20 protein-coding genes and 1 pseudogene are annotated in these 22,201 nt (G+C 55.7%); 10 read left to right on the forward strand and 11 right to left on the reverse strand.

The window, feature by feature from the left end:
* Nucleotides 1–80: 80 nt before the first annotated feature.
* From JQU52_RS10660 to JQU52_RS10690, 7 genes are read right to left on the reverse strand one after another with little or no spacing between them, the layout of a single operon-like run.
* Nucleotides 81–1,430, reverse strand: coding sequence for a DUF58 domain-containing protein (locus tag JQU52_RS10660; protein ID WP_230338465.1), 1,350 nt, complete (start codon nt 1,428–1,430; stop codon nt 81–83).
* Nucleotides 1,431–1,455: 25 nt separating this feature from the next.
* The gene (locus tag JQU52_RS10665) at nt 1,456–2,448 is read right to left on the reverse strand and encodes an AAA family ATPase (protein WP_230338466.1); all 993 of its coding nucleotides are present in this window, start codon (nt 2,446–2,448) and stop codon (nt 1,456–1,458) included.
* A 5-nt stretch (nt 2,449–2,453) separates the two neighbouring features.
* Nucleotides 2,454–3,839: a DUF4350 domain-containing protein gene (locus tag JQU52_RS10670; RefSeq protein WP_230338467.1), complete on the reverse strand. Its 1,386-nt coding sequence runs from the start codon at nt 3,837–3,839 to the stop codon at nt 2,454–2,456.
* A complete protein-coding gene (locus JQU52_RS10675) occupies nt 3,836–5,407 on the reverse strand; it encodes a DUF4129 domain-containing protein (RefSeq protein WP_230338468.1) in 1,572 nt (523 codons plus the stop codon). Before JQU52_RS10675 ends, JQU52_RS10670 begins: the two co-directional genes overlap by 4 nt.
* Nucleotides 5,408–6,382 (reverse strand): stage II sporulation protein M, encoded by a 975-nt coding sequence (locus JQU52_RS10680; RefSeq protein ID WP_230338469.1) that lies wholly within the window; start codon nt 6,380–6,382, stop codon nt 5,408–5,410.
* The gene (locus JQU52_RS10685; protein ID WP_230338470.1) at nt 6,379–7,131 is read right to left on the reverse strand and encodes an RDD family protein; all 753 of its coding nucleotides are present in this window, start codon (nt 7,129–7,131) and stop codon (nt 6,379–6,381) included. Before JQU52_RS10685 ends, JQU52_RS10680 begins: the two co-directional genes overlap by 4 nt.
* Nucleotides 7,132–7,160: 29 nt before the next feature.
* Nucleotides 7,161–7,298 (reverse strand): hypothetical protein, encoded by a 138-nt coding sequence (locus JQU52_RS10690; protein ID WP_230338471.1) that lies wholly within the window; start codon nt 7,296–7,298, stop codon nt 7,161–7,163.
* A 27-nt stretch (nt 7,299–7,325) separates the two neighbouring features.
* Here JQU52_RS10690 and rlmB point away from each other — a divergent pair, with 27 nt between their 5' ends.
* The 3 genes from rlmB to JQU52_RS10705 all read left to right on the forward strand — a co-directional run bounded on the left by rlmB (nt 7,326) and on the right by JQU52_RS10705 (nt 9,602).
* Entirely contained in the window at nt 7,326–8,069 is a 744-nt protein-coding gene (rlmB, locus tag JQU52_RS10695) for a 23S rRNA (guanosine(2251)-2'-O)-methyltransferase RlmB (RefSeq protein WP_230338472.1), read from the forward strand.
* A gap of 83 nt (nt 8,070–8,152) precedes the next feature.
* Nucleotides 8,153–8,575: an NfeD family protein gene (locus JQU52_RS10700; protein WP_230338473.1), complete on the forward strand. Its 423-nt coding sequence runs from the start codon at nt 8,153–8,155 to the stop codon at nt 8,573–8,575.
* 64 nt (nt 8,576–8,639) lie between these two features.
* The gene (locus JQU52_RS10705; RefSeq protein ID WP_230338474.1) at nt 8,640–9,602 is read left to right on the forward strand and encodes an SPFH domain-containing protein; all 963 of its coding nucleotides are present in this window, start codon (nt 8,640–8,642) and stop codon (nt 9,600–9,602) included.
* 103 nt (nt 9,603–9,705) lie between these two features.
* On the opposite strand, the gene JQU52_RS10710 is transcribed toward JQU52_RS10705, so the two are convergent.
* Entirely contained in the window at nt 9,706–10,071 is a 366-nt protein-coding gene (locus JQU52_RS10710; protein ID WP_230338475.1) for an Mth938-like domain-containing protein, read from the reverse strand.
* A gap of 376 nt (nt 10,072–10,447) precedes the next feature.
* Here JQU52_RS10710 and JQU52_RS10715 point away from each other — a divergent pair, with 376 nt between their 5' ends.
* The 6 genes and pseudogenes from JQU52_RS10715 to JQU52_RS10740 all read left to right on the forward strand — a co-directional run bounded on the left by JQU52_RS10715 (nt 10,448) and on the right by JQU52_RS10740 (nt 17,477).
* Nucleotides 10,448–11,758 (forward strand): homoserine dehydrogenase, encoded by a 1,311-nt coding sequence (locus tag JQU52_RS10715; RefSeq protein ID WP_230338476.1) that lies wholly within the window; start codon nt 10,448–10,450, stop codon nt 11,756–11,758.
* Nucleotides 11,751–12,155, forward strand: coding sequence for a hypothetical protein (locus tag JQU52_RS10720; RefSeq protein WP_230338477.1), 405 nt, complete (start codon nt 11,751–11,753; stop codon nt 12,153–12,155). The genes JQU52_RS10715 and JQU52_RS10720 overlap by 8 nt, the downstream gene beginning before the upstream one ends.
* A gap of 225 nt (nt 12,156–12,380) precedes the next feature.
* Nucleotides 12,381–13,136 (forward strand): gamma-glutamyl-gamma-aminobutyrate hydrolase family protein, encoded by a 756-nt coding sequence (locus JQU52_RS10725; protein WP_230338478.1) that lies wholly within the window; start codon nt 12,381–12,383, stop codon nt 13,134–13,136.
* Between the two features lie 28 nt (nt 13,137–13,164).
* Complete coding sequence (locus JQU52_RS10730; RefSeq protein ID WP_230338479.1) at nt 13,165–14,499, forward strand: glutamine synthetase family protein; 1,335 nt, start codon at nt 13,165–13,167, stop codon at nt 14,497–14,499.
* 117 nt (nt 14,500–14,616) lie between these two features.
* On the forward strand, nt 14,617–16,002 hold the full coding sequence (locus JQU52_RS10735; RefSeq protein ID WP_230338480.1) for an aspartate aminotransferase family protein: 1,386 nt from the start codon (nt 14,617–14,619) through the stop codon (nt 16,000–16,002).
* Between the two features lie 168 nt (nt 16,003–16,170).
* Nucleotides 16,171–17,477: pseudogene (locus JQU52_RS10740) on the forward strand (IS5 family transposase).
* Between the two features lie 71 nt (nt 17,478–17,548).
* Here the strand turns inward: JQU52_RS10740 and fnr are convergent.
* Nucleotides 17,549–18,286, reverse strand: a complete 738-nt coding sequence (fnr, locus tag JQU52_RS10745; protein ID WP_230338481.1) for a fumarate/nitrate reduction transcriptional regulator Fnr — start codon at nt 18,284–18,286, stop codon at nt 17,549–17,551.
* Between the two features lie 455 nt (nt 18,287–18,741).
* Here fnr and hemN point away from each other — a divergent pair, with 455 nt between their 5' ends.
* On the forward strand, nt 18,742–20,148 hold the full coding sequence (hemN, locus tag JQU52_RS10750) for an oxygen-independent coproporphyrinogen III oxidase (protein WP_230338482.1): 1,407 nt from the start codon (nt 18,742–18,744) through the stop codon (nt 20,146–20,148).
* A gap of 69 nt (nt 20,149–20,217) precedes the next feature.
* On the opposite strand, the gene thrC is transcribed toward hemN, so the two are convergent.
* Both thrC and JQU52_RS10760 read right to left on the reverse strand, forming a co-directional pair.
* Nucleotides 20,218–21,633 (reverse strand): threonine synthase, encoded by a 1,416-nt coding sequence (thrC, locus tag JQU52_RS10755; RefSeq protein ID WP_230338483.1) that lies wholly within the window; start codon nt 21,631–21,633, stop codon nt 20,218–20,220.
* A 52-nt stretch (nt 21,634–21,685) separates the two neighbouring features.
* Nucleotides 21,686–22,057 (reverse strand): hypothetical protein, encoded by a 372-nt coding sequence (locus JQU52_RS10760; RefSeq protein ID WP_230338484.1) that lies wholly within the window; start codon nt 22,055–22,057, stop codon nt 21,686–21,688.
* Nucleotides 22,058–22,201: the final 144 nt, after the last annotated feature.

Here is a 22,201-nt window from a genome sequence, read left to right on the forward strand (position 1 = left end):
CTTTTCAGGTAGCCGTCATCATTGTCGATGGGTTTTATTTTTAGCAATGCGTCGGATTTAAGAATCCTACCTGCTTATAGCTACCAGGCTTGGCGGCGTTTCAATTGCAGATAGCGGTTAATCAAGCCCGTGCTGAGCTGGTTGGGCAAGGTGTTTAGGCAGGTGATGTTTCTGGCCTGCAATTGCTGCAATACCTGCGCTACTTGATGCTGGTATTGCCGTGCACCCAGATAAGCGGCGGCATCTTGGCTGTTGTGCACCGGGCGGGCGGCCATTTCGTCGGGTGTGTGCGGGCGCAGGCTGGCCAGCAGCACCAAATGGTGGCGTTTTAAACGCAGCAATTGGCGGCTGATGCCGTCGCTGTCTTCATAATTCAAATGGGTGAGCACCACCACCAGCGCACGGCGGCGTTGTTTTTGCAGCAACAGACTGATGGCGCTTTCCAAATCACCCGACTGCAACGACGGCTCAATGTCGTACACGCCTTGCACCAGCCGCCCCAGTTGCGCCACGCCTTTGTGCGGCGGCACCCAGCGCGATTGCTCATGCGCAAAGGTAAGCAAACCCACGGCATCGCCGTGCTTTAAGGCGGTAAACGACAGCAACAGCATGGCTTGCAGGCTGTGGTCGAAATGGCTTAAACCATCCATATGCAGGCGCATATTGCGGCCGCAGTCGAGCAGAAAAATCACTTGCTGGTCTTGCTCTTGCTGAAAGCTGCGCACAATCGGTTTATTGACGCGGGCGGTGGCTTTCCAGTCGATGTGGCGGATGTCGTCGCCTTGTTGGTAGTCGCGCAATTGATGGAAATCTTGCCCCTGCCCCAAACGCGGCAGCTTGCGCACACCCACCCAGTTGAGCCAGCGCTGCATGCCCACCAGCTCGGCACCCAAAATACGCGAAAAATCGGGCAATACGCGCACTTCAGCCGCCGCCGTTTGGCGGTAACGGCGCTGCCACAAGCCCCAAGCCGAAGGCAGCCAGTATTCGATGCCGATAAATTCGGCTTCGCCGCGCCGCATCGGGGTGAGCGCATAGCGGATATAACTGGGGCGCCCGGGCAAGGTTTGCAAGGTGAGCAAAGGGGTGTCGGTGTGCCAGTGCGGCGGGTGGAGGTCGGCCAGCTGCAATTGATGTGGGCGCTGCCAGAAGCGGGTGGCAGGCGGGGTAAACTGCAATTCGATTTCGTGTGGCTGCCCTTGCACAAATTGCGACGGCAATTGGCGCAATACCTGAAAATCACCCACCGCTTGACGCCGCAAGGCATCCACCAGTGCGGCCAGCAGCAGCAATAGCAATAAGCTGCCGCCGCCCAGCGTCAACACCCGCGCCAGCAGCGGCTGCAGCTCGCGCAAGAGGCTGCCTGAAAGCGCCAGCGCACACACAAGCGCCAGGCCAATCAGCAAAGGGCGGGCAGGTTTAAGGTTCATAAGGTATTTTATTTTCCGGCAGGCATCAAATACGCGGCGCGGGCACCGAAGCCAGCAGCTCGGACAACACCGTTTCCACGCTCACGCCTTCCATTTCCATTTGGGTAGACAAACGCACGCGGTGGCGCAAAGCCGGCAGCCACACGGCTTTGATGTCGTCGGGAGTGACAAAATCGCGTTGCTGAATCAGCGCATGGGCGCGCGCGCAGCCGATTAAGGCAATACCGGCGCGCGGCCCGGCACCCACCGACAGCGCCGGCCAAGTGCGGGTGGTGCCCACCAAGCGCACGGCGTAGTCGATTAATTGGCTGTCTACCCGCACCTTGGCTGCCCATTTTTGTAGCTGCTCAATCTGGGCTGCCTGAAACACATGGCCGGGTGCATTGCCGTGTAGCACATCATTGCCTTCGCTGTTGATCACCGCCTGCACCAAAGCCACTTCATCGGCCATGTCCGGATAATCAATCAGCACTTTGAACATAAAGCGATCCAGCTGCGCTTCAGGCAGCGGATAGGTGCCTTCCTGCTCAATCGGGTTTTGCGTGGCCAGCACCATAAACGGGCGCTGCAAAGCGTGGGTGGTGCCGTCCAGCGTTACTGCGCGCTCCTGCATCACTTCGAGCAAGGCGGCTTGGGTTTTGGCCGGGGCGCGGTTGATTTCGTCGGCTAAAAGCAAATGGGTAAACACCGGCCCTTGGCGCAGCACAAATTGATTGTTGGCCGCGTCAAAACGGTAGTGACCAGTAACATCAGACGGCATCAAATCAGGGGTGAACTGGATGCGGTTGAATTCGCCACCAAAGGTTTGCGCCAGCGCCCGCACCAACAAGGTTTTGCCCACGCCGGGCACGCCTTCGAGCAACACATGGCCGCCGGCTAAAAACACGGTTAGCACTTCGTCAACCACCCGGCGCTGGCCAATCAGCACTTGATTGAGCCGCTGGCGCAATACCTGCACCGCGCGGGCGGCTTGCAACACGCCGGGATTGGCGGGCTGGTTGTCAGTGGGGTTGTGCATACGGATTACCTCGTGGATTGAAATAAAGAAGGCTTTTTAGCGCGCAAAATACGCTGGTGGCTGCGTAAATAAGCCAACCATTGCGCCGCGGTAGGTTGCGGTGGCACCGGCTGCAACCACAAACGCACCACCGCGGGCGGCGCACCGGTGTGGCGGCACACCGCTTGCATGCGGGCTTGGCCATCCATCTGCGCCCAATGCGCCCATTGCTGCTGCCATTGTTGCCACAGTTGTTGTTGCAGCCACTGCAATTGCGCGCCGCGCAAAGGCTTGCGTGCCAAAAACTGCCCTTGGGCGGCCAAATGTTCACTTAAATAGCGCTCTTGCGGCACCGGCAGCTGCCGCAAAGCACCCATGCGCATGCTCAGATACCACACACCGGCGGCCACCAGCAACACCAGCGCCCCCATCAGCAAAGGCTCGGCCTGCCACAGCCGCCACCATGCCGGGGCGGTGTCGATGGGTGGCGGGCTGCCCAGCTGGCGCACAAACCACACGGCTGATTTATCTTGCGCCAGATAGGCGGCCAGATAGGCGTGGTCGTATTGGTTAAGCCCGCTGACATCGGCGGGCGGATATTGCGGTGCGGCCAAGGCATCCCAATTGCTCAGCAACACCACACTGCCTTGGCCATAGGCCACGCGCACAATATGGCTGCCTGAAGCACCTTCACCCTGCCATAGCGCCGTTTTACCACTGTTCAAAAGCATGGTTTGCGTGGCCGGCGCCATCCACGCCAGTGTGCGCCCTTCAGGCAGCCTGATTTGATTAAGCTGCTGTGCGCATTCGGCCAAGCGTTGCGGTGCAGCCTTATTGTCTTCTCGATGGTTGGTGGCGCGGGCGGCTTGTTGGCGCTGGTTTTCGGCCGCTTGGCAGGCAGCCGGAACGGCACCGGTTTTGTTGTTTGCTGCCGCAGCGGTGCCAATCCGCACGCCCAGCCGCGAAGCCAGCCACTGCCGGTATTGCTGCGCATTCATTAGGCCGCCTTCAGCGCCGGTGTCAACCTCAGAAGCAGCATCCGCACTGCTCTCTTCATCCAGCAAAGGCAGCACGACATGGTTGCCCGCGGCCACCCAGTCGAGCAATTCGTCGTAATCTTCTGCGCGGGCGCGGTCGACATTTTCCACCCACAGCAATACCGGTGCGGCGGTGTTGCCCCCTTCTTTGGCGGCACTTTGCCAGCGGCGCCAGCTTTGCTGCGGCAATGCGGGCGCTTGTTTGGCCAGAAATTTTTGCACGGCAAACAAGCGCCCTTGCATCACTTCTTGCGCCAAGGCATCGTTTTGCCAAATTTTGCGGGTTTCGCTCACCGTATTGGCGGCCACCCAAGCGCCCACGGCACCCAGCAACAGCAACAATACCGCCATAATCATCAGCGTTTTGCGCTTCATGGCTGCGCCTCCCTTGTGGATGCCGATTGGGTGCGGGTGGCGGTGGTGTTTTCAGGCAGCGTATTGTGTACAAAATACCGGCGGTATTGGTCGCACAGCTGGATTACTTCGACTTCGCTGCTGCTGCGGTGGGCATAGGCTTGTTGCAACCAAGCATGGGTAAGGCGTTGCCAATAGGCGGCCAAGCCGGCAGCCGATTGCCGCACCCGCTGCAATACTTCGCCCTCGGTATTGCTGTCGCGCAAGGCAATGCCGTAGCGGCGCGGCAATTGCGCTAAGCTTGCACGGTACAGCAGGCTCATGGCGGCACGGGCGTCTTGCTGCTGCCACAAGTGCAGTACTTGCGTGGGCACATCGGCAGGCAGGCTTTGCGGGGTAATCGCCAAACCAAACAGGGTTTCCGGTGCCTCCGCCACCTGTACTTGGCTAAGCCCGCGGCTTTGCCGCCACCAATACACCAACAGCGCGATAACACCCAGCAATACCAGCCCCGCCAGCGCATACAACACCATATTAAACAGGGCGAACGGCGCCGTGGGCACGGCGGCGGGTTGTGTGCTAGGGCGGTCTTTTTTATCGGTTTCCGTTTTAGTACAGCTGCGCCAGCAATAATTGCGCTTGTCTTTCAAATGTGCAAACGGCGGCTGTGTAAGCACTGCCTCACGGCTATTGTCCACTTGTTGTACATCAGGCAGCGTTTCCGCGTGCACGGGTGTCGCAGGCAGCAACAAAGCAAAACCCAAGCACACGGCTGCCAGCGCGGCCAATGGATGCCCTAAGCGGGCGGCCAAACGGCGGGCGGCCAAGCGCACGTCCCAAGCCTCGGAAAGGGTGCGCGCATGCAGATAAAGGCCGAAACCGGCGGCCACATAAATCGGCCCCCAGAAACACAGCACCAGCGCATACAAGAGGTTGTAAACATGATAAAGCCACAGCGCATCGTCTTGCTGCAATAGCTGCATCAGCGTGCTCATGGTTTCTGCCGCCTGCTTCATGCTCATGGCCGATTCCACCAAGGCGTCTTGCACCGGGCTGCCAAACCACAGCCAATAGCCCACAATCAGCAAGCCATAGGTGAGGATGGCCTCGAAATGAATGCCGAAAAACGACAACCACGCCCCTGCGCCGCCGCCATAGCGTGCCAGCTCATCACGGCGCAATTGGTGGGCGCGGCCATTTAGCCCTTCCAGTACCGTTACCGGCAGCAGCAAGGATCGGCGCCAGCCCAAGCGCCGCCAGGTTAAATCGCCCAGCAAACGTGGCCGCCACAGCAAGCGCCAAGTGGCGGCCATGCATTGGCGGTAAGACGGCGGCGGCGTAAACACCTGCTCCGACAGCACTTTGAGTATCGGCGCTTCAAACGCCGGCTTCAGCCACCACAGCAACACCCCCGCCCACCACGGCGCGCGCCAAAACAACAGGCTGAGCAACAGCAGCAAGGGCAGCGAATAGGTGGCCCACAAAGCCGCATACAAGCCTTTGCGCTCCGCCCACAGGCGTACCCCCAAATCCAGGGCTTCCCAAGCATTGCGGGTGCGCAGCGCCAAGCGCGAGGTGCCGATGTCCATTTATGCCCGCCCCGCCCGCCACAAATAGGCGTAAACCAGCAGCCACAACATGGTGCCCACCGCAAATTTCAAGGCAATCGGAATACTGGTGAGCGGCGACCAAAAGCCTTCCACCAGCGCCGCCAGCGCCAGCAATAAAAAAGCACCGCTCATCAACTTTACCGCCACCGCACCTTGCTGCCTGAGCGCATCCTTGCGCGACAAACCTTGCGGCGCCAATAAAGCCAGCCCCAAGCGCAAACCGCCGGCGGCGGCCAGCACCAAGCCGGTAAGCTCAAACGCGCCATGAGCCGACACAAACGAATAAAACGCCAAGGCCGAAGGCTCATGCAGCATATAGCCCATAATCCCGCCGATAATAAAGCCGTTGTAAACGGTGGTGTACACCGCGCCGATGCCGAACAGCAAGCCACCGGCAAAGCTCTGAAAAGCAATGCCGATATTATTGAACACATAAAAGCCGAACATCATCCAGTTTTGCCATAGCGGGCGGTTGCTGCCGGCGGCGTATTGCGCCGCCATTTCGGCATAGCTTTCCGCCGCATTGGCACCGATATCCGCACCCGCCCATTTTTCCAATAACGGCGGATGCAAGGCCACCAGCAGCAAAGACAGCAGCAAAGGCAGGTAAAACAGCGCGTGCGCCCACAACACCGGCTTGAATTGCTGGCGCACGGTTTGCGGAAAATCGCGCCCCACAAAATATTTAAAACGCCCCCACAGGCCGCTGTTTTGATAACGGTAAAGCTGTTTGTGGCCGCGCTCGGCTAGATTTTGCAGATAAGATGCCAAGCCGCCGGAATATTGGCGGTCGTTGGCCAGCGCCAAATGGTGGCACACTTGGCTGTAATGGCTTCCGAATTGGCGTGCTTGCTCCGCTGCCAAACGCGTACGCTTGTGTTCCAATTGCTGCAACTGGCGCTCAAAAGCCTGCCACAGCGCTTGGTTTTGTTGTTCAAAGGCCAGCTGCTTCATGGTGCACGCTCCGCCGCCGATCGCTCACCCACGCTGTAGCGCGCCATGCCCAGCGCCAGTGCCAAAGCATCGGTGCGGGCGGGCAAATGGCCGTAGATGGCCACCACCAGCAACTCGGCCAGCTCTTGCCGCCGCGCCGGCGGCAGCTTGTGTTGGCGCTCGGCAAACGACACCAAAGCCTGCTGTTCTTCCCGCGTGAGCGCCACCGGCGGCGCTTGCGGCGGCACGGTTTGCAGCGCTTGCCAACTGGCCTGCACCCGTGCGTCGTCGGTGTGCACCACCAAGGTAGAGGCCAACACATCACCAATGCGTTTGCCTTGCGGGTGCAGCAACATCACCGACATCCCCAACGCATACAAAAACGGCAAACCGTCGGCCAAGCGCAGCAGATTGCGCAATAAAGACGCCGACCAGCCCACTTGGGCGCCGTTGTCACTAATCACCTGCAAACGAAAGATGCGCTTACCCGGCGTTTGCCCGTGCCAAAACACCTCAAACAGCACCGGATACAGCCACATGGTGGCAAACAGATTCAGGAATATCAGCCCCATCATCCATTCGGGCGTGCCGCCGCCCACAAACATAAACATCACCAGCATGCTCGACAACCACAACCACAGCAGCCGAAACAACAAATCCATCGCATAAGCACGCGCGCGCGCAAAAACGCCCGCCGGGCGCAGGAAAATATCCATGGCTTCGGCGGTTTCTACACGTACATAAGTATCAATGGGTGCGGTGGGCGGCATAAAAAAGAAATGATTAAGAGATATGCGGTTCAGGCTGCCTGAAAACCCAATAAGGTATTCAGGTTAAAAATTGTTAGCGCCACACTTTGCCCGAAATCGGCCGGTTTGGCAATGGGGGCGATGCCAAAACCCCGCCCGGCGGCACTTGCGGTTATAATGGCAGCCAATATTGTATTTTAAGAATAACGCCAACCATGTCTAACCAACGCCTGATTATCGGCTTTCACGCCGTCAACGCCCGCTTGTGGCAAAACCCCGCCAGCATTGTGGAATTGTATGTGCAAGACGGCCGCCAAGATGCGCGTATGCGCGATGTGCTGGCCAAGGCGGCCGCGGAAAATGTGCGGGTGGTGCACACCGATGCCGAACGCCTCGACACCCTCAGCAAAAAAGCCCGCCACCAAGGTGTGGTGGGCTTTATCGACGCCTCCAAAAACCATGTTGATTTGGACGACGTGCTTGACCACCTCACCGAGCCGCCGCTGCTGCTGATTTTGGACGGCATTACCGATCCGCACAACCTCGGCGCTTGCCTGCGTGTGGCCGATGCCATGGGCGTGCATGCGGTGATTGCGCCCAAAGACAAAAGCGCCGGGCTGAACGCCACCGTAAGCAAAGTGGCTTGCGGTGCCGCCGAAGTGGTGCCTTATATCACCGTAACCAATCTGGCACGCACCTTGCGCCAGCTCAAAGAGCGCGATATCTGGATTGTGGGCACCGATATGGACGGCAGCAGCGATTTATTCCACTTCACCGCCCCGCAAGCCGTGGCTTGGGTGATGGGTGCCGAAGGCGACGGCATGCGCCGCCTCACCCGCGAGCATTGCGATATGCTGGTGTCCATTCCCATGCTCGGCAGCGTGCAAAGCCTGAATGTATCGGTGAGCGCTGGCATGGTGTTGGCGGAAACCCAGCGCCAGCGCAGCTTGGCAACATAAGGCTGCCTGAAAGCCGTATTTAAGCTTAAGCAATAAAACCTTTCAGGCAGCCTATTGAAACAACCCAATAAAGGAGAAACCTTATGTTTTGGCTAATCGCCGCCGTATTGCTGTTTGTGGCCGAAATGTTTATGGGCACTTTTTACTTGTTGGTCGTAAGCGCCTCGTTTGTGAGTGCCGGTTTGGCCGAATGGCTGCTGGGCACACCCACTGCGGTAAATGTGTCGATTGCTTCGTTGTTTTCCGTAATCGGCATTATCCTAGTGCGCCGCTGGCAAAAATCCCGCCCACCGCGCGCGCGCGAACAACACGACAATGATTTGGACATCGGCCAAACCGTGGTGCTGGAACACGCCCTACCCGACGGCTTGTGGCTGGTGCGCTACCGCGGCACCCAATGGCAGGCGCAGCTGGAACAGCATGCCAATGCCAAGAGCGGTGCGCAAGCACAGATTACCGGCAAGCATGGCAATGTTTTGCATATTCATTTGCACAGCACAGATTAAACGCTTTTTCAGATTAACTATTTTTTGTTAACCCCTTTCAACCCATCATCAAAGGAATACCCGCATGGAAATCTTCTTCAGCCTGCCCATTCTGATTTTTATCGCCATTGCCGTTTTCGGCTTTAAAGCCTTCACCGTTGTGCCCCAACAAGAAGCCTATGTGGTAGAACGCTGGGGCCGCTACTACAAAACCCTCACCCCCGGTTTGCGCTGGCTGGTGCCGTTTATGGACCGCATTGCCTACAAACACACACTGAAAGAAATCCCGCTGGATGTGCCCAGCCAAGTGTGTATCACCCGCGACAACACCCAGCTCACCGTAGACGGCATTATTTATTTCCAAGTAACCGACCCGCAATTGGCCTCCTACGGCTCCAGCAACTACGTGATTGCCATTACCCAGCTGGCGCAAACCACCCTGCGCTCAGTGATTGGCCGCATGGAATTGGACAAAACCTTTGAAGAGCGCGATGACATCAACCGCACCGTAGTGGCCGCGCTGGATGAAGCCGCCATTTCTTGGGGCGTAAAAGTATTGCGCTACGAAATCAAAGACTTGGTACCGCCGCAAGAAATTCTGCGCTCAATGCAGGCGCAAATCACTGCCGAGCGTGAAAAACGCGCCCGCATTGCCCAGTCTGAAGGTGTGCGCCAAGAGCAAATCAACTTGGCCAGCGGCCAGCGTGAAGCCGACATCAAACAGTCTGAAGGTGAAGCACAAGCTGCCGTCAACGAATCGCAAGGCAATAAAGTGGCGCAAATCAACCGCGCCGAAGGCGAAGCCCAAGCCTTGCGCTTGGTGGCTGCTGCCACGGCCGACGCCATCCGCGTGGTGGCCGAAGCCATCCGCACCCCCGGCGGTAATGAAGCGGTAAACCTGAAAGTGGCCGAGCAATATGTGGAAGCCTTCGGCAAGCTGGCCAAAGAAAGCAACACCTTGATTATGCCCGCCAACGTGGCCGACATCGGCGGCTTGGTTAGCGCCGGCATGAGCATTGTGAAAGGCCAAACCCCGCCCAAAGTTTAAATAGGCTTTGATGTAACCCAAAGGCTGCCTGAAAACGAAATAAATGTTTTCAGGCAGCCTTGATTATTTTAAATTAATTTAAATATCAATAATTTAATATTTTCTACGGCCACAGCCATGCCCACACCCGCCGCCCTTCGCTGTGCAAAATCATATAAGTGCGGCAAGCGGCGGCGGTGCTCATGGTTTCCACGCCGATGCCTGCGGCGGCCAGCTCGGCAGTTACACGCGGGTGTAAAAACACCTGTTTGGCGCCGGTGCCCACCAATACCACTTCCGGACGCGCGGCTAAGGCTACCTGAAAATCAGCGGCGCTTAAATCGGCCGCATTAGCCAAATTTAATGGCAGCACTGCTTCGCCATTCAAACACACGGCATGGCTATAAGTTTGGCCGTCAATGCTGATGCTGCCCGCTTCGTGCGCGTCTATCCACAGGCCTTCGGTGCTGCGGCTTTCTTCCAATTGCATGATTTTATCCTTAAGTGGTGCGGCAACACGCCGCCAAAGCGCCTGCTTGCAAGCGGTTTATCGGGCTTGCCACCCTAACAAACAGTGGCAAAACAGGCCGATTTGAGCTAGCATGTTGCGTTAAACGTCTAATACCGATTCTAAAAATAAGATAACAAGGCGGAACTGATTTACTTGGTGCTTTAGCACCTTAGTAAATCGTTCTCTTTGAGCTGAGCCGCAGACAGTACACCTAGTACGGAACAGAGTTTGTTGGCGCTTTAGCGCCGTACAAAGTCGTTCGCTTTGCGCTAAGGCGAGCCAACGCAGTTAGGTTATTTTTAGGATTGGTATAACCTTACCATAACTACATTTGGCTTTGTTATAAGGAGCAAGCATGCAGCCTATCCGCATTGGCATTCTGGGCGTCGGCACCGTGGGTGGCGGTACCGTCAAATTACTGCAAACCAACGCCGCCGAAATTGCGCGCCGCTTGGGGCGCGAAGTGGTGATTACCCGCGCCGCCAGCCGCAATCTTGAGCGCGCCCAGCGCGTATGCGGCAGCGATATTATGCTCAGCACCGAAGTGGCCGATGTGGTTACCAGCGCCGATGTGGATGTGGTGGTGGAATTGATTGGCGGCACCACCGTGGCCAAAGACGCAGTGGTGGCGGCCATCAGCAACGGCAAGCATGTGGTAACTGCCAATAAAAAGCTGCTGGCCGAACACGGCAACGAAATTTTCGCCTTGGCCGAACAAAACAATGTGATGGTGATGTTTGAAGCCGCCGTGGCCGGCGGTATTCCCATCATCAAAGCCTTACGCGAAGGCTTGGCCGCCAACCAAATCGAATCAATTGCCGGCATCATCAACGGCACCAGCAATTTCATCCTCACCGAAATGCGCGAGCACGGCAGCGCCTTTGCCGATGTGCTCAAGCAGGCACAAGAGCTGGGCTATGCCGAGGCCGACCCCACTTTCGATATCGAAGGCCACGATGCCGCCCATAAGCTGAGCATTATGTCGGCACTGGCGTTTGGCACGCCGCTCAATTTCCATCACTGCTACCTGGAAGGCATCAGCCGTTTGGAAAGCCAAGACATCCGCTACGCCGAAGAGCTGGGCTACCGCATCAAATTATTGGGCATCACCCGCAAAACCGCCGCCGGCATTGAATTGCGCGTACACCCCACACTGATTCCCGAAGTGCGCCTCTTGGCCAATGTTAACGGTGTAATGAACGCGGTGCAGGTACAGGCCGATATGGTGGGCGAAACCCTGTATTACGGCCCCGGCGCCGGTGCCGCACCCACAGCCAGCGCGGTGGTGGCCGACATCATCGACACCGGCCGCCTGATGGGCGCCAACGCAGGCAACCGCGTGCCCTATCTGGCTTTCCAGCCCACGCAAGTGCAAGATTTGCCGGTATTGCCGATGAGCGAAATCACCAGCAGCTATTATTTGCGCGTTTCCGCCCAAGATGAGCCGGGCGTATTGGGCGAAGTGGCCAATATTCTGGCCGCCCGCGGCGTGTCGATTGAAGCCCTAATCCAAAAAGGCGTGGTGTGCCACGAAACCGCCGAAATTGTGATTCTCACCCACAGCACCCAAGAAAAACACATCACCGCCGCCATTGCCGAAATCGAAGCACTGCCGCGCACTTTTGCCCCGGTAACCATGATTCGCATGGAGAGCCTGCATGGCTGAAGCCGCCACACCCAAGCCGCGCAATAAAATCCGCACCATCCGCATTTGGCTGTGGGTGATTACCCTTTTGTTTGCCGGTATGTTTTTTCTGTCGCAATGCGCCATGTCCAAGCCGCAAGCCAAAGGCAAGATTATTGCTTCGTGCGTTAAAAACGGCCCGTTTGCCCCCACGTGGGAACAAGAATTGGCGCAATACGGCCTGGCCGGGCAATCCGACAAGGTAATTGAGCCTTATTGTGTGTGCATGTGGGATGAGCCGCTCGAAGCCATGAGCGCCAAAGAAATCAAGGCTTTTTCCAAAATGACGCCGGATGAACAATTGCAAAAACTGGGCGGCGAAGCCAGCATGGTTGCGCGCCACCAGCAATGTTTGCGCCAACAAAAAAGCGGTGTTTAAAACATGTTTAAGTATTGCGCCATCCCCAACCTGCCGCTTGTTGCGGCAGGTTTTTTTATGCTAGGCGGTGCCGAAAACTGCCGCAGTGCAGCATCGGTGCCCCCTTGCCATTTTACAAACGGCATGGGATAGTTCAGGCAGCCTTGCGTTGCCACAGCCCGCAACCAAGTCAATAGAATAATGGCTGCCAGTTTAAATATCTTGGGTACTTAAAGGAAAACACACATGCAAGCACGCCCGTTAATCGGCATTCCCTGCGATGTCAAACCGGTTGGCAAATGGGATTTTCACGCCGTTGGCGACAAATACATCCAGGCAGTACAACACACCGCCGGCGATGTGGTATTGCTGCCGGCTTTAGGCGACCAGCAAAAGCTGGCGCGGCTGCTACCGCAGCTGGACGGCCTGTTTCTCACCGGCTCGCATTCCAATGTGGAGCCGCGCCATTACGGCGAAGGCGCCGCCCGCGAAGGCACTTTGCACGACCCCTTGCGCGACAATACCACCCTGCCCTTAATCCGCACCGTGCTCGATTTGGGTATGCCCTTGTTCGGCGTATGCCGTGGCTTTCAGGAAATCAACGTGGCTTTGGGCGGCACTTTGCACCAACACATCCAGGAATTGCCCGGCAAAATGGATCACCGCGAGCCCGAAGGCGACATTCCCACCCAATATGGCGACGCCCACAACATCACCCTGCTTTCAGGCAGCCTGTTGCAACAATGGCTGGGCAGCGACCACACCCGCGTCAACTCCTTGCACCAGCAAGGCATTAAAGACTTGGCACCGGGGCTCACCGCCGAAGCCGTGGCGGATGACGGTATTATCGAAGCCTTCCGCATCGATGCCGCCAAAACCTTCGGCTATGCAGTCCAATGGCACCCCGAATGGCAATACGACCAAAAACCGGCTTCCGTGGCGCTGTTCGGCGCCTTTGCCGCTGCCTGTGCCGCCTACCGCCAGCAAAAAATGCAACCCTAAATCCATAACCACAACCAACAGGTGCCCTATGTACAACAGTATTTTTGAGTGGCTCAAAGAGCAACGCATCACCGAAGTAGAATGTATCCTGCCCGACATCACCGGCGTGGCCCGCGGTAAAATCATCCCCAAAGACAAATTTATGTCCGAGCCGGAAATGCGGCTGCCTGAAGCGGTGTTGATCCAAACCGTTACCGGCGACTTCCCCAGCGACGACATGATGGACCTCACCGACCCCGATATGGAGCTGCGCCCCGACCCAGCCACCATCCGCCACGTGCCATGGGCACAAGACCCCACCGCCAGCATCATCTACGACTGCTTCACCCCCGACGGCCTGCCGGTGGAAACCGCACCGCGCAACGTACTCAAACGCGTGCTCAAATACTATGAAAACATGGGCTTGGAGCCTTTGGTGGCGCCGGAAATGGAGTTTTACCTGATTTCGCCCAACCCCGATCCAGACGTGCCGCTCACCCCGCCCATCGGCCGCACCGGCCGCAGCGAATTTGGCCGCCGCTCTTATGCCATCGACGCAGTAAACGAATTCGACCCCTTGTTTGAAGAAATCTACGATCACTGCCACGCACAAAATCTGGAAGTGGATACCCTGATTCACGAACTGGGCGCCGCGCAAATGGAAATCAACTTTTTGCACGGCAATGCGCTGGACTTGGCCGACCAAGTATTTTTATTCAAACGCACCGTACGCGAAGCCGCGTTTCACCACAAAATGTACGCCACCTTTATGGCTAAACCGATGGAAGGCGAGCCGGGCAGCGCCATGCACATCCACCAAAGCCTCACCGACATGGCCAGCGGCAACAACGCCTTCAGCAATGAAGACGGCTCGCCCTCAGAGCTGTTTTTCTACTTTATCGGCGGTCTGCAAAAATACCTGCCCATGACCATGCCGTTTTTTGCGCCCTATGTAAACTCCTTCCGCCGCCTCACCCGCTACACCGCCGCCCCCACCAATGTGGAATGGGGCTACGACAACCGCACCGTGGGCTTGCGCGTGCCGCGTTCCTCGCCCCAAGGCCGCCGAGTGGAAAACCGCCTGGCTGGGGTGGATGTGAACCCCTATCTGGCCACCGCCTGCTCGCTGGCCTGTGGCTACTTGGGGATTAAAGAAAAGCTGCAACCCAGCGCCCCCTTGTCCAGCAACGCCTACGAGCTGCCTTATCAATTCCCCACCACCGTAGAAGAATCCATCGAACGCCTGCGCGCCTGCGAGCCGATTCAGGAAATCATGGGCAAGCGTTTTGTGGATATGTACATCGGCGTGAAAGAAAAAGAAGTGGCCGAATATTTCCGCGTTATCAGCCCGTGGGAACGCAAATATTTGCTGCTGCATGTGTAAGTCAGGGCTATCGGAATCAGGCGGCCCGCGCCAACAAGGCTGCCTGAACCAACATAATTTAAATGGCTGCCCATTTTTCAGGCAGCCTGAACAACAGTAACTGCTAAGGAGCAAAACATGAGCAAGAAAGACTACAGTAAACAAGACGCCAAACACCATTTGCACCCGTTTTCCGACAATGCCGCCTTGGCACGCGATGGTGTGCGCGTGATGGTGAAAGGCAAAGGCATTTATGTGTATGACGATGAAGGCAATGAAATCATCGACGGCATGGCCGGTTTGTGGTGTGTGAACATCGGCTACGGCCGCAAAGAGCTGGCGCGTGTGGCCAAAAAACAAATGGACGAGCTGCCCTTTTACAACACCTTCTTCAAAACCACCCACCCGGCAGTGGTGGAATTGTCGGCCAAGCTCTCTGAAGTGGCGCCAGCCAATTTCAACCACGTGTTTTACACCGGCTCCGGCTCCGAATCGGTGGACACCATGATGCGTATGGTGCGCCATTATTGGGCTAGCCTCGGCAAACCAAGCAAAAAAATCATCATCGGCCGCTGGAACGGCTACCACGGCTCCACCATTGGCGGCGCGAGCTTGGGCGGCATGAAAGGCATGCACGCCCAAGGCGATTTGCCGATTGCCAATGTGGTACACATTGAGCAGCCTTGGTATTACGGCTTGGCCAAAGACGGCGAAAGCGCCGACGATTTCGGCATCCGCGCCGCCAACTGGCTGGAAGAAAAAATCAACGAAATCGGCGCCGACAAAATCGCCGCCTTTGTGGGCGAGCCGATTCAGGGTGCCGGCGGCGTGATTATTCCGCCCAAAACCTACTGGCCGCGCATCGAAGAAATTTGCCGCAAGCACGACATCCTGTTGGTGGCCGACGAAGTGATTTGCGGCTTTGGCCGCACCGGCCATTGGTTCGGCCATCAGGCCATGGGCTTCAAACCAGACATCATCACCACCGCCAAAGGTCTTTCTTCCGGCTATCTGCCCATTGGTGCCGTGTTGGTGAGCGATAAGGTTACCGAAGGCTTGCTCGCCGGTGGCGAATTCAATCACGGCTTCACCTATGCCGGCCACCCCGTGGCGGCTGCCGTGGCGCAGAAAAACCTGGAAATTCTGCAAGACGAAGGCATTGTTGATCGCGTGCACGACAAAATCGGCCCCTATATGCAAAAGCGCTGGCACGAAACCTTCAGTAAATTTAAATATGTGGACGACGTGCGCTGCGAAGGCCTGATTTGCGGCTTTACCTTGGTGAAAGACAAAGCCACACGCGAGCTTTTCCCCGACTTCGGTACCACCGGCTTGATGTGCCGCGATATTTTCTTCAAACACAACCTCATCATGCGCGCCTGCGGCGACCATATGGTGGCCGCCCCGCCCTTGGTGATTACCAAAAAGGAAATCGACACCATGTTGGCAATTGCGGCTAAATGTATGCGTGAATTTGAAGAGAAAATGGACAAACAGCTGGCCAAAGAAAACGCCGCCGGATAAACCATTTAGCCAAAATCAAAGGCTGCCTGAAACAATTTCAGGCAGCCTTTTTTAATACAGAGTCCTCCCTGAAGAATCCCCACCCTCATGATTTAATTAAACAAACGCTCAAAATCCACTATAATCAACTGCAAGAAACCCCCAATCTACCCCAAAAACCTTGCAGTTATGAAGCCCAAACACACGGACAACCACCCCGACCTATTCCAATTACAGCTGTCCCAAATCATCAACATGAGCCACCCATTGGTTAAACTGGCGCATCAGATTAACTGGGACAGAATCGCCACCCAAATCGACACCGTCTACACCACCGGCCCCGGCCACCCGCCGCTACCCACCCGCCTTTTGGCCGGACTGCATTACCTCAAACACGCCTTTGACGAAAGCGATGAAAGCGTATTGGTACGCTGGCTGGAAAACCCCTACTGGCAATATTTTTGCGGCTACTCATTCCTACAGCACCAACTTCCCTACACCCCACCTCACTGGTCAAATGGCGCCGGCGGGTAGGAGATAAAGCCGAAGCCCTACTGATTGAAACACTGCGCACAGCCCAAGAAAGCGGTGCCATCCAACCCAGCGAATTTCACCACATCAACGTCGACACCACCGTACAAGAAAAGAACATCACCTTTCCCACAGACGCCAAGCTCTACCACAAAGCCCGGCAAGTATTGGTCAAAGCCGCTCAAGAGCACAATATTCCCTTACGCCAAAGCTATGCGCGCAGCGGCAAGAAAGCCTTCATCCTCAACAACCGCTATCGTCATGCCCGCCAATACAAACGTGCCAACAAAGCCTGCAAAACTTTAAAAAACTACCTTGGCCGCATCATTCGCGAACTGGAACGCAAAGGCAGCCAAACCGATCAAGCCCTACAAAGCCTATTGGATCGCGCCCGACTGATTTACCGACAACAAACCGGCGACACCAACAAAATCTACAGTTGGCATGAAACCGCAGTGCATTGCATCGGCAAAGGCAAAGCACACAAAAAATACGAATTCGGTAATAAAGTTTCCCTCGTCAGCAGCTCGAAGAACAACTGGGTATTGAGTGCCCAAGGATTAGCCAACCCTTACGACGGGCATACACTGGCTGATGCATTGGCACACATGCAGCAAGTGTGTGGGCATAGCCCGCAACATGTCTACTGTGACCAAGGATACCGGGGACATCAACAAAACGGATCGGGCAAGCCTATCATCCATCTGGTCGGTAAGATTCCGAAAACAGCGAGCCGCAGTATGAAAAGATGGATGAAACGCAGAGCAGCAATAGAACCGATAATAGGCCACTTAAAGGCGGATAACCGTATGGGCAGAAACCACCTGAAAGGGGAAGCAGGCAACCGTTTGAACCCGATTCTGGCTGCCGCTGCCTACAACCTGCGCAAATTACTGGCGTGGTTGTATTTTTGGCTTATGGGGTGGGTGGGAGAGAGTCGGGAAGAATGGATTCTTCAGGGGTGACTACAGAGATTTATCAAGCCCTAAAAAGCGCACCGTATCAAAACGGTACGCTGTGCTGCTATGACCGCGTTTTAAATCGCATGCTCACATCCGGCCACCATGGTTTTCAATACCTCCGGCTGCAAAATCCGGATATGCTTATGTTCTACTTTCACCCAGCCTTCCTGCTGGAAACGCGATAAAGTGCGGCTCACCGTTTCCAGTTTCAGCCCCAAATAGCTGCCGATTTCCTCGCGCGACATGCGCAAAATAAAATCGTTGGCCGCAAAGCCGCGATCGCTTAAGCGCTGCGACAAATTCAACAAAAATGCCGCCAAACGCTCTTCGGCGCGCATATTGCCCAGCAGCAGCATCACCCCTTGATCACGCACGATTTCCCGGCTCATCAGCTTGTAGAAATGGGTTTGTAGCGAAGGCAGCTTGCTGCCCGCTTCTTCCAGATTAACAAACGGCAGCTCGCACACTTCGCTGTCTTCCAGCGCCACCGCATCGCAGCTGTGTATCTGCCCGCAAATGCCATCCATACCAATCAATTCGCCCGACATCAAAAAGCCGGTTACCTGGTCGCGCCCATCTTGGCTGGCCACCGTGGTTTTGAAAAACCCCGTGCGCACCGCAAACAACGAAGCAAACGGCTCGCCGGAGCGAAACAGGTATTCGCCTTTTTTCAGGCGGCGGCTTTGCTTCATCACCGCATCCAAATCCGCCATTTCCTCGCCGTTCAAGCCCACCGGCATACACAGCGCATGCAAAGAACAGTTTGAACACAGCTTCTGCGTCATTTCGCCTTGTTTGTGTAGTGTGATCATGTGTGTGCCCGTTGTTTAATAAACCCAAAAATAAACACCCGTCTTAACGATGTTGGGTGCGCATCAGCCACCACTCATAAGGTAGCTATTGGCTGTCTTATTAGCTTATTTTTAAATTCAGTATTGTCTGTATTTTCAGGCAGCATGACAGTTTCTTATTGATGCATGTCAACGCAATTTAATGCCGATACCGCCATACTGGCCACCGTTAAATACAAGCCTACGCCTTGTCCGGCTTATATTGTTTTATTTGCTGCCAAAACCTTGCCCAAGCTTACCAATTTTGCCAAACACCACACCGGCAGTAGTATGGGTTGGTATGGCAGTGCATGCTTGCCGATTCGCACTTGTTGCGCTCGCAGTGTATCATATTTGCCGATGTGCGCCCAAACCGCATAATCACCGCATCAACAAAAACAAACGCATTCATCCACCACCAATTTATTTATAAAACAATGACCACACCACACACCGCCACAGCCGTCCCCATCCACATCGATTTTGACCGCCAACTCATTGCCAGCCTGCCCGCCTCAGGCCCGCGCTACACCTCTTATCCCACTGCCGACCGCTTTCACCAAGGCTTCGGTGCTCGGCAATACCAAGCCGCATTACAGCAGCACAATGGCCAAGAAGCCATGTCGCTGTATGTGCATATTCCGTTTTGCAACACCATTTGCTACTACTGCGGCTGCAATAAAATCATCACCAAAGACAAAAGCCGTGCCGATGAATATCTGGATTATCTGGACAAAGAATTGGCCTTGCAAGCGCAAAACTGGCAAGGCAAGCCTTTGCTGGCACAGCTGCACTTTGGCGGCGGCACGCCCACTTTTTTAAGCGATGAGCAACTGGCGCGCGTGTTCGACAGCATCCGCCGCCACTTCACGCTGATGCCCGAGGGCGAATACTCAATTGAAATTGACCCGCGCAAAGTAAGCCGCGACAGCGTGTTTTTACTGGGCAAGCTCGGCTTTAACCGCATGAGCGTAGGTATTCAGGATTTCGACCCGCGCGTGCAAGCTGCGGTGAACCGCATCCAAAGCGAAGCCGAAACCCGCAACGTGATTGAAGCAGCACGCGCTGCCGGGTTTAAATCGGTGAGCGTAGATTTGATTTACGGCCTGCCGCATCAAGACACCGACACCATGCAGGCCACACTGGATAAGGTTTTGGCCTTATCGCCCGACCGATTGGCGGTATACCACTACGCCCATTTGCCGCATATTTTCAAACCGCAGCGGCGCATCGACACCGATGCCGTACCCGGCAGCAACACCAAGCTGGATATCTTACAAAACACCGTGCGCACCTTAATTGAGCGCGGCTATGTGTTTATCGGCATGGATCACTTTGCCAAACCCGACGACGAGCTGGCCATCGCCCTGCGAGCGGGCCGTTTGCAACGCAATTTTCAAGGCTATTCCACCCATGCCGATTGCGATTTGGTGGCCATTGGCGTTTCCAGCATCGGCAAAATCGGCACCACCTACAGCCAAAACGAAAAAGACATCGAAGCGTATTACGCCGCGCTAAATGAAAACCGCCTGCCCATTTTGCGCGGCTATCAGCTCAACGATGATGACATTCTGCGCCGCGACATCATCCAAGACTTAATGTGCCGCTTTGCCCTTGATTTTGCCGACTACCAAACACGTTGCGGCGAAAAAAACTTTGCCGATTACTTTGCCGCCGAACTGGCCGATTTGCAGACATTGGCGCAGCAAAACCTGCTGCAACTGAGCGCCGACGGCATCCGCGTGAGCGCCAAAGGCCGCCTGCTGATCCGCAACATCGCCATGGTATTCGACTACCATTTGCGCCATCGCGACACCGCCGCCAAGTATTCGCAAACGGTTTAAGTGCCAAAAATTAAAGGCTGCCTGAAAATCTTTGTTTCAGGCAGCCTTTGCTCAATTCAATTTAAAACCTTATCCCGCCAAGGTTTCTTTAATCACCATTTTCACCGCAGTGGGATTATTGGGCAACACCGTTACCCGCTGCGGCAAGGTTTCCAAATCGGCCAGCGCCGCCGGGCGCGGAATGGGGATGTCTTTGCCCACGGCTTCGGCGATGGTGTCGGCAAATTTAGCCGCCAATGCGGTTTCCAAACACACGATTTTTTCACCGGCTTGGCGCAGTTGGCGCGCCACTTTAATCCCGTCGGCGGTGTGCGGGTCTACCAGCTCGCCGTCTTCGGCGTATACCGCAGCAATGGTGCGCAAACGGTCGGCGTGCAGGCTTTTGGCCGCGGCAAAGCCGTATTGTTCGTGGATTTTGTCCAGTTGCAGCTGCAAATCAAAGCCTTTACCGGTGCCCACTTCGGCCCATAAGGCGCGGATTTGGGTGCCGTCTCTGTCCATCAAGTCGAACACAAAGCGCTCGAAATTGGAGGCTTTGGAAATGTCCATCGACGGGCTGGAGGTAACCCAAGTTTGCGCCGCACCGCGCGGTTTGTAGCGGCCGGTTTTAAAAAATTCTTCCAGCACATCGTTTTCATTGGTGGCCACCAGCAAGCGGTGGATGGGCAAACCCATTTGGCGGGCGATATGGCCGGCGCACACATTGCCGAAATTGCCGCTGGGCACACAAAAACTCACTTTTTCTTCATTGCTGCTGGTGGCGGCAAAATAGCCTTTAAAGTAATACACCACCTGCGCCACAATGCGCCCCCAGTTAATCGAGTTTACGGTGCTTAGGTAATATTCTTCTTTAAAGCGCTCATCGTTTTGCAGTGCTTTCACAATATCTTGGCAATCGTCGAACATGCCGTTGATGGCGATATTGTGGATATTGGCATCGGTGAGGCTGTACATTTGCGCGCGCTGAAAGGCGCTCATTTTGCCTTCGGGCGACAGCATAAACACCTGAATACCCGCTTTGCCGCGCAAAGCATATTCGGCAGCCGAGCCGGTGTCGCCGCTGGTGGCACCGATGATGTTGAGCGTTTTGCCTTCGCGCGCCAGCACATATTCAAACAAATTGCCCAGCAATTGCATGGCCATGTCTTTAAACGCCAGCGTGGGGCCGTTGGACAAGCCTTGGATTAAAATGCCGTCGTGCAAGCGGCGCACCGGGGTGATGTCGGCGCTGCCAAACACTTCGGCGGTATAGGTTTGGTTCACAATTTTGCGCAAATCGGCGGCCGGAATATCGGTGGCAAACAGGCTGATAATCTGAAACGCCAACTCGGCATAAGACAAATCACGCCAAGTTTCCAAGGTGGCGGCGCTGATGTGCGGATAGCTTTCAGGCAGCATCAGGCCGCCATCGGGCGCCAAACCCATTAATAAAGCCTGGCTGAAAGTTTGCGGCGCGGTTTCGCCGCGGGTGCTGATGTATTTCATAACACTCCCAAACAGCCCCACCGGCGGCAGGGCTGGGTATTATTTCATTAAACTATTTCATTAAACGGTTGACGCAGGCGGTGACGGTTTTGGCGGTCACATTGGCCACCACTTGCGTGCGTTGGTTGGCATCCAACATGGCGGCCATGTCGTTTACATTTAGGTGTTGCGGTGCTTCTTCGCTGGCACAGCCGCAAATTTTGTCTTCCCATTCGCGCTGTTTTTGCGCCGTCATCGCCAGCGCCACCACCCGCCACTCGTTGCGGTTGTTCAATTCGGTACGGCATTGGTTGTCGACCATGGTTTTCACCAAGCCGCTACCCATATTCATGCCTTGATTGGTGTCAAAACCGCCATTGGCCGCACAGCCGCCCAAAGCCAATATTGCCGCAGTAGCGGCCACAAAAACCGTTTTCATATCCATACGCTCCCAAAATAAAGCACCGGCTTGGCGCCCACAAATTTAGCGCCGATTATAGCGCAAATCCTTGCGCTGCAAATGCCGCTATGGCGTATTTCCCCCTCCTTTTCAGGCAGCATATTGTAGGACGTGCTACCCAGAATTTTA

It is taken from the genome of Paralysiella testudinis (assembly GCF_016894345.1).
Taxonomy (GTDB): Bacteria; Pseudomonadota; Gammaproteobacteria; order Burkholderiales; family Neisseriaceae; genus Paralysiella; species Paralysiella testudinis.

Bases quoted from the DNA above. Each gene is read 5' to 3' on its own strand.
- JQU52_RS10660 (WP_230338465.1), bottom strand. From the start codon at position 1,430: ATGAACCTTAAACCTGCCCGCCCTTTGCTGATTGGCCTGGCGCTTGTG.
- JQU52_RS10665 (WP_230338466.1), bottom strand. From the start codon at position 2,448: ATGCACAACCCCACTGACAACCAGCCCGCCAATCCCGGCGTGTTGCAA.
- JQU52_RS10670 (WP_230338467.1), bottom strand. From the start codon at position 3,839: ATGAAGCGCAAAACGCTGATGATTATGGCGGTATTGTTGCTGTTGCTG.
- JQU52_RS10675 (WP_230338468.1), bottom strand. From the start codon at position 5,407: ATGGACATCGGCACCTCGCGCTTGGCGCTGCGCACCCGCAATGCTTGG.
- JQU52_RS10680 (WP_230338469.1), bottom strand. From the start codon at position 6,382: ATGAAGCAGCTGGCCTTTGAACAACAAAACCAAGCGCTGTGGCAGGCT.
- JQU52_RS10685 (WP_230338470.1), bottom strand. From the start codon at position 7,131: ATGCCGCCCACCGCACCCATTGATACTTATGTACGTGTAGAAACCGCC.
- rlmB (WP_230338472.1), top strand. From the start codon at position 7,326: ATGTCTAACCAACGCCTGATTATCGGCTTTCACGCCGTCAACGCCCGC.
- JQU52_RS10700 (WP_230338473.1), top strand. From the start codon at position 8,153: ATGTTTTGGCTAATCGCCGCCGTATTGCTGTTTGTGGCCGAAATGTTT.
- JQU52_RS10705 (WP_230338474.1), top strand. From the start codon at position 8,640: ATGGAAATCTTCTTCAGCCTGCCCATTCTGATTTTTATCGCCATTGCC.
- JQU52_RS10710 (WP_230338475.1), bottom strand. From the start codon at position 10,071: ATGCAATTGGAAGAAAGCCGCAGCACCGAAGGCCTGTGGATAGACGCG.
- JQU52_RS10715 (WP_230338476.1), top strand. From the start codon at position 10,448: ATGCAGCCTATCCGCATTGGCATTCTGGGCGTCGGCACCGTGGGTGGC.
- JQU52_RS10720 (WP_230338477.1), top strand. From the start codon at position 11,751: ATGGCTGAAGCCGCCACACCCAAGCCGCGCAATAAAATCCGCACCATC.
- JQU52_RS10725 (WP_230338478.1), top strand. From the start codon at position 12,381: ATGCAAGCACGCCCGTTAATCGGCATTCCCTGCGATGTCAAACCGGTT.
- JQU52_RS10730 (WP_230338479.1), top strand. From the start codon at position 13,165: ATGTACAACAGTATTTTTGAGTGGCTCAAAGAGCAACGCATCACCGAA.
- JQU52_RS10735 (WP_230338480.1), top strand. From the start codon at position 14,617: ATGAGCAAGAAAGACTACAGTAAACAAGACGCCAAACACCATTTGCAC.
- fnr (WP_230338481.1), bottom strand. From the start codon at position 18,286: ATGATCACACTACACAAACAAGGCGAAATGACGCAGAAGCTGTGTTCA.
- hemN (WP_230338482.1), top strand. From the start codon at position 18,742: ATGACCACACCACACACCGCCACAGCCGTCCCCATCCACATCGATTTT.
- thrC (WP_230338483.1), bottom strand. From the start codon at position 21,633: ATGAAATACATCAGCACCCGCGGCGAAACCGCGCCGCAAACTTTCAGC.
- JQU52_RS10760 (WP_230338484.1), bottom strand. From the start codon at position 22,057: ATGGATATGAAAACGGTTTTTGTGGCCGCTACTGCGGCAATATTGGCT.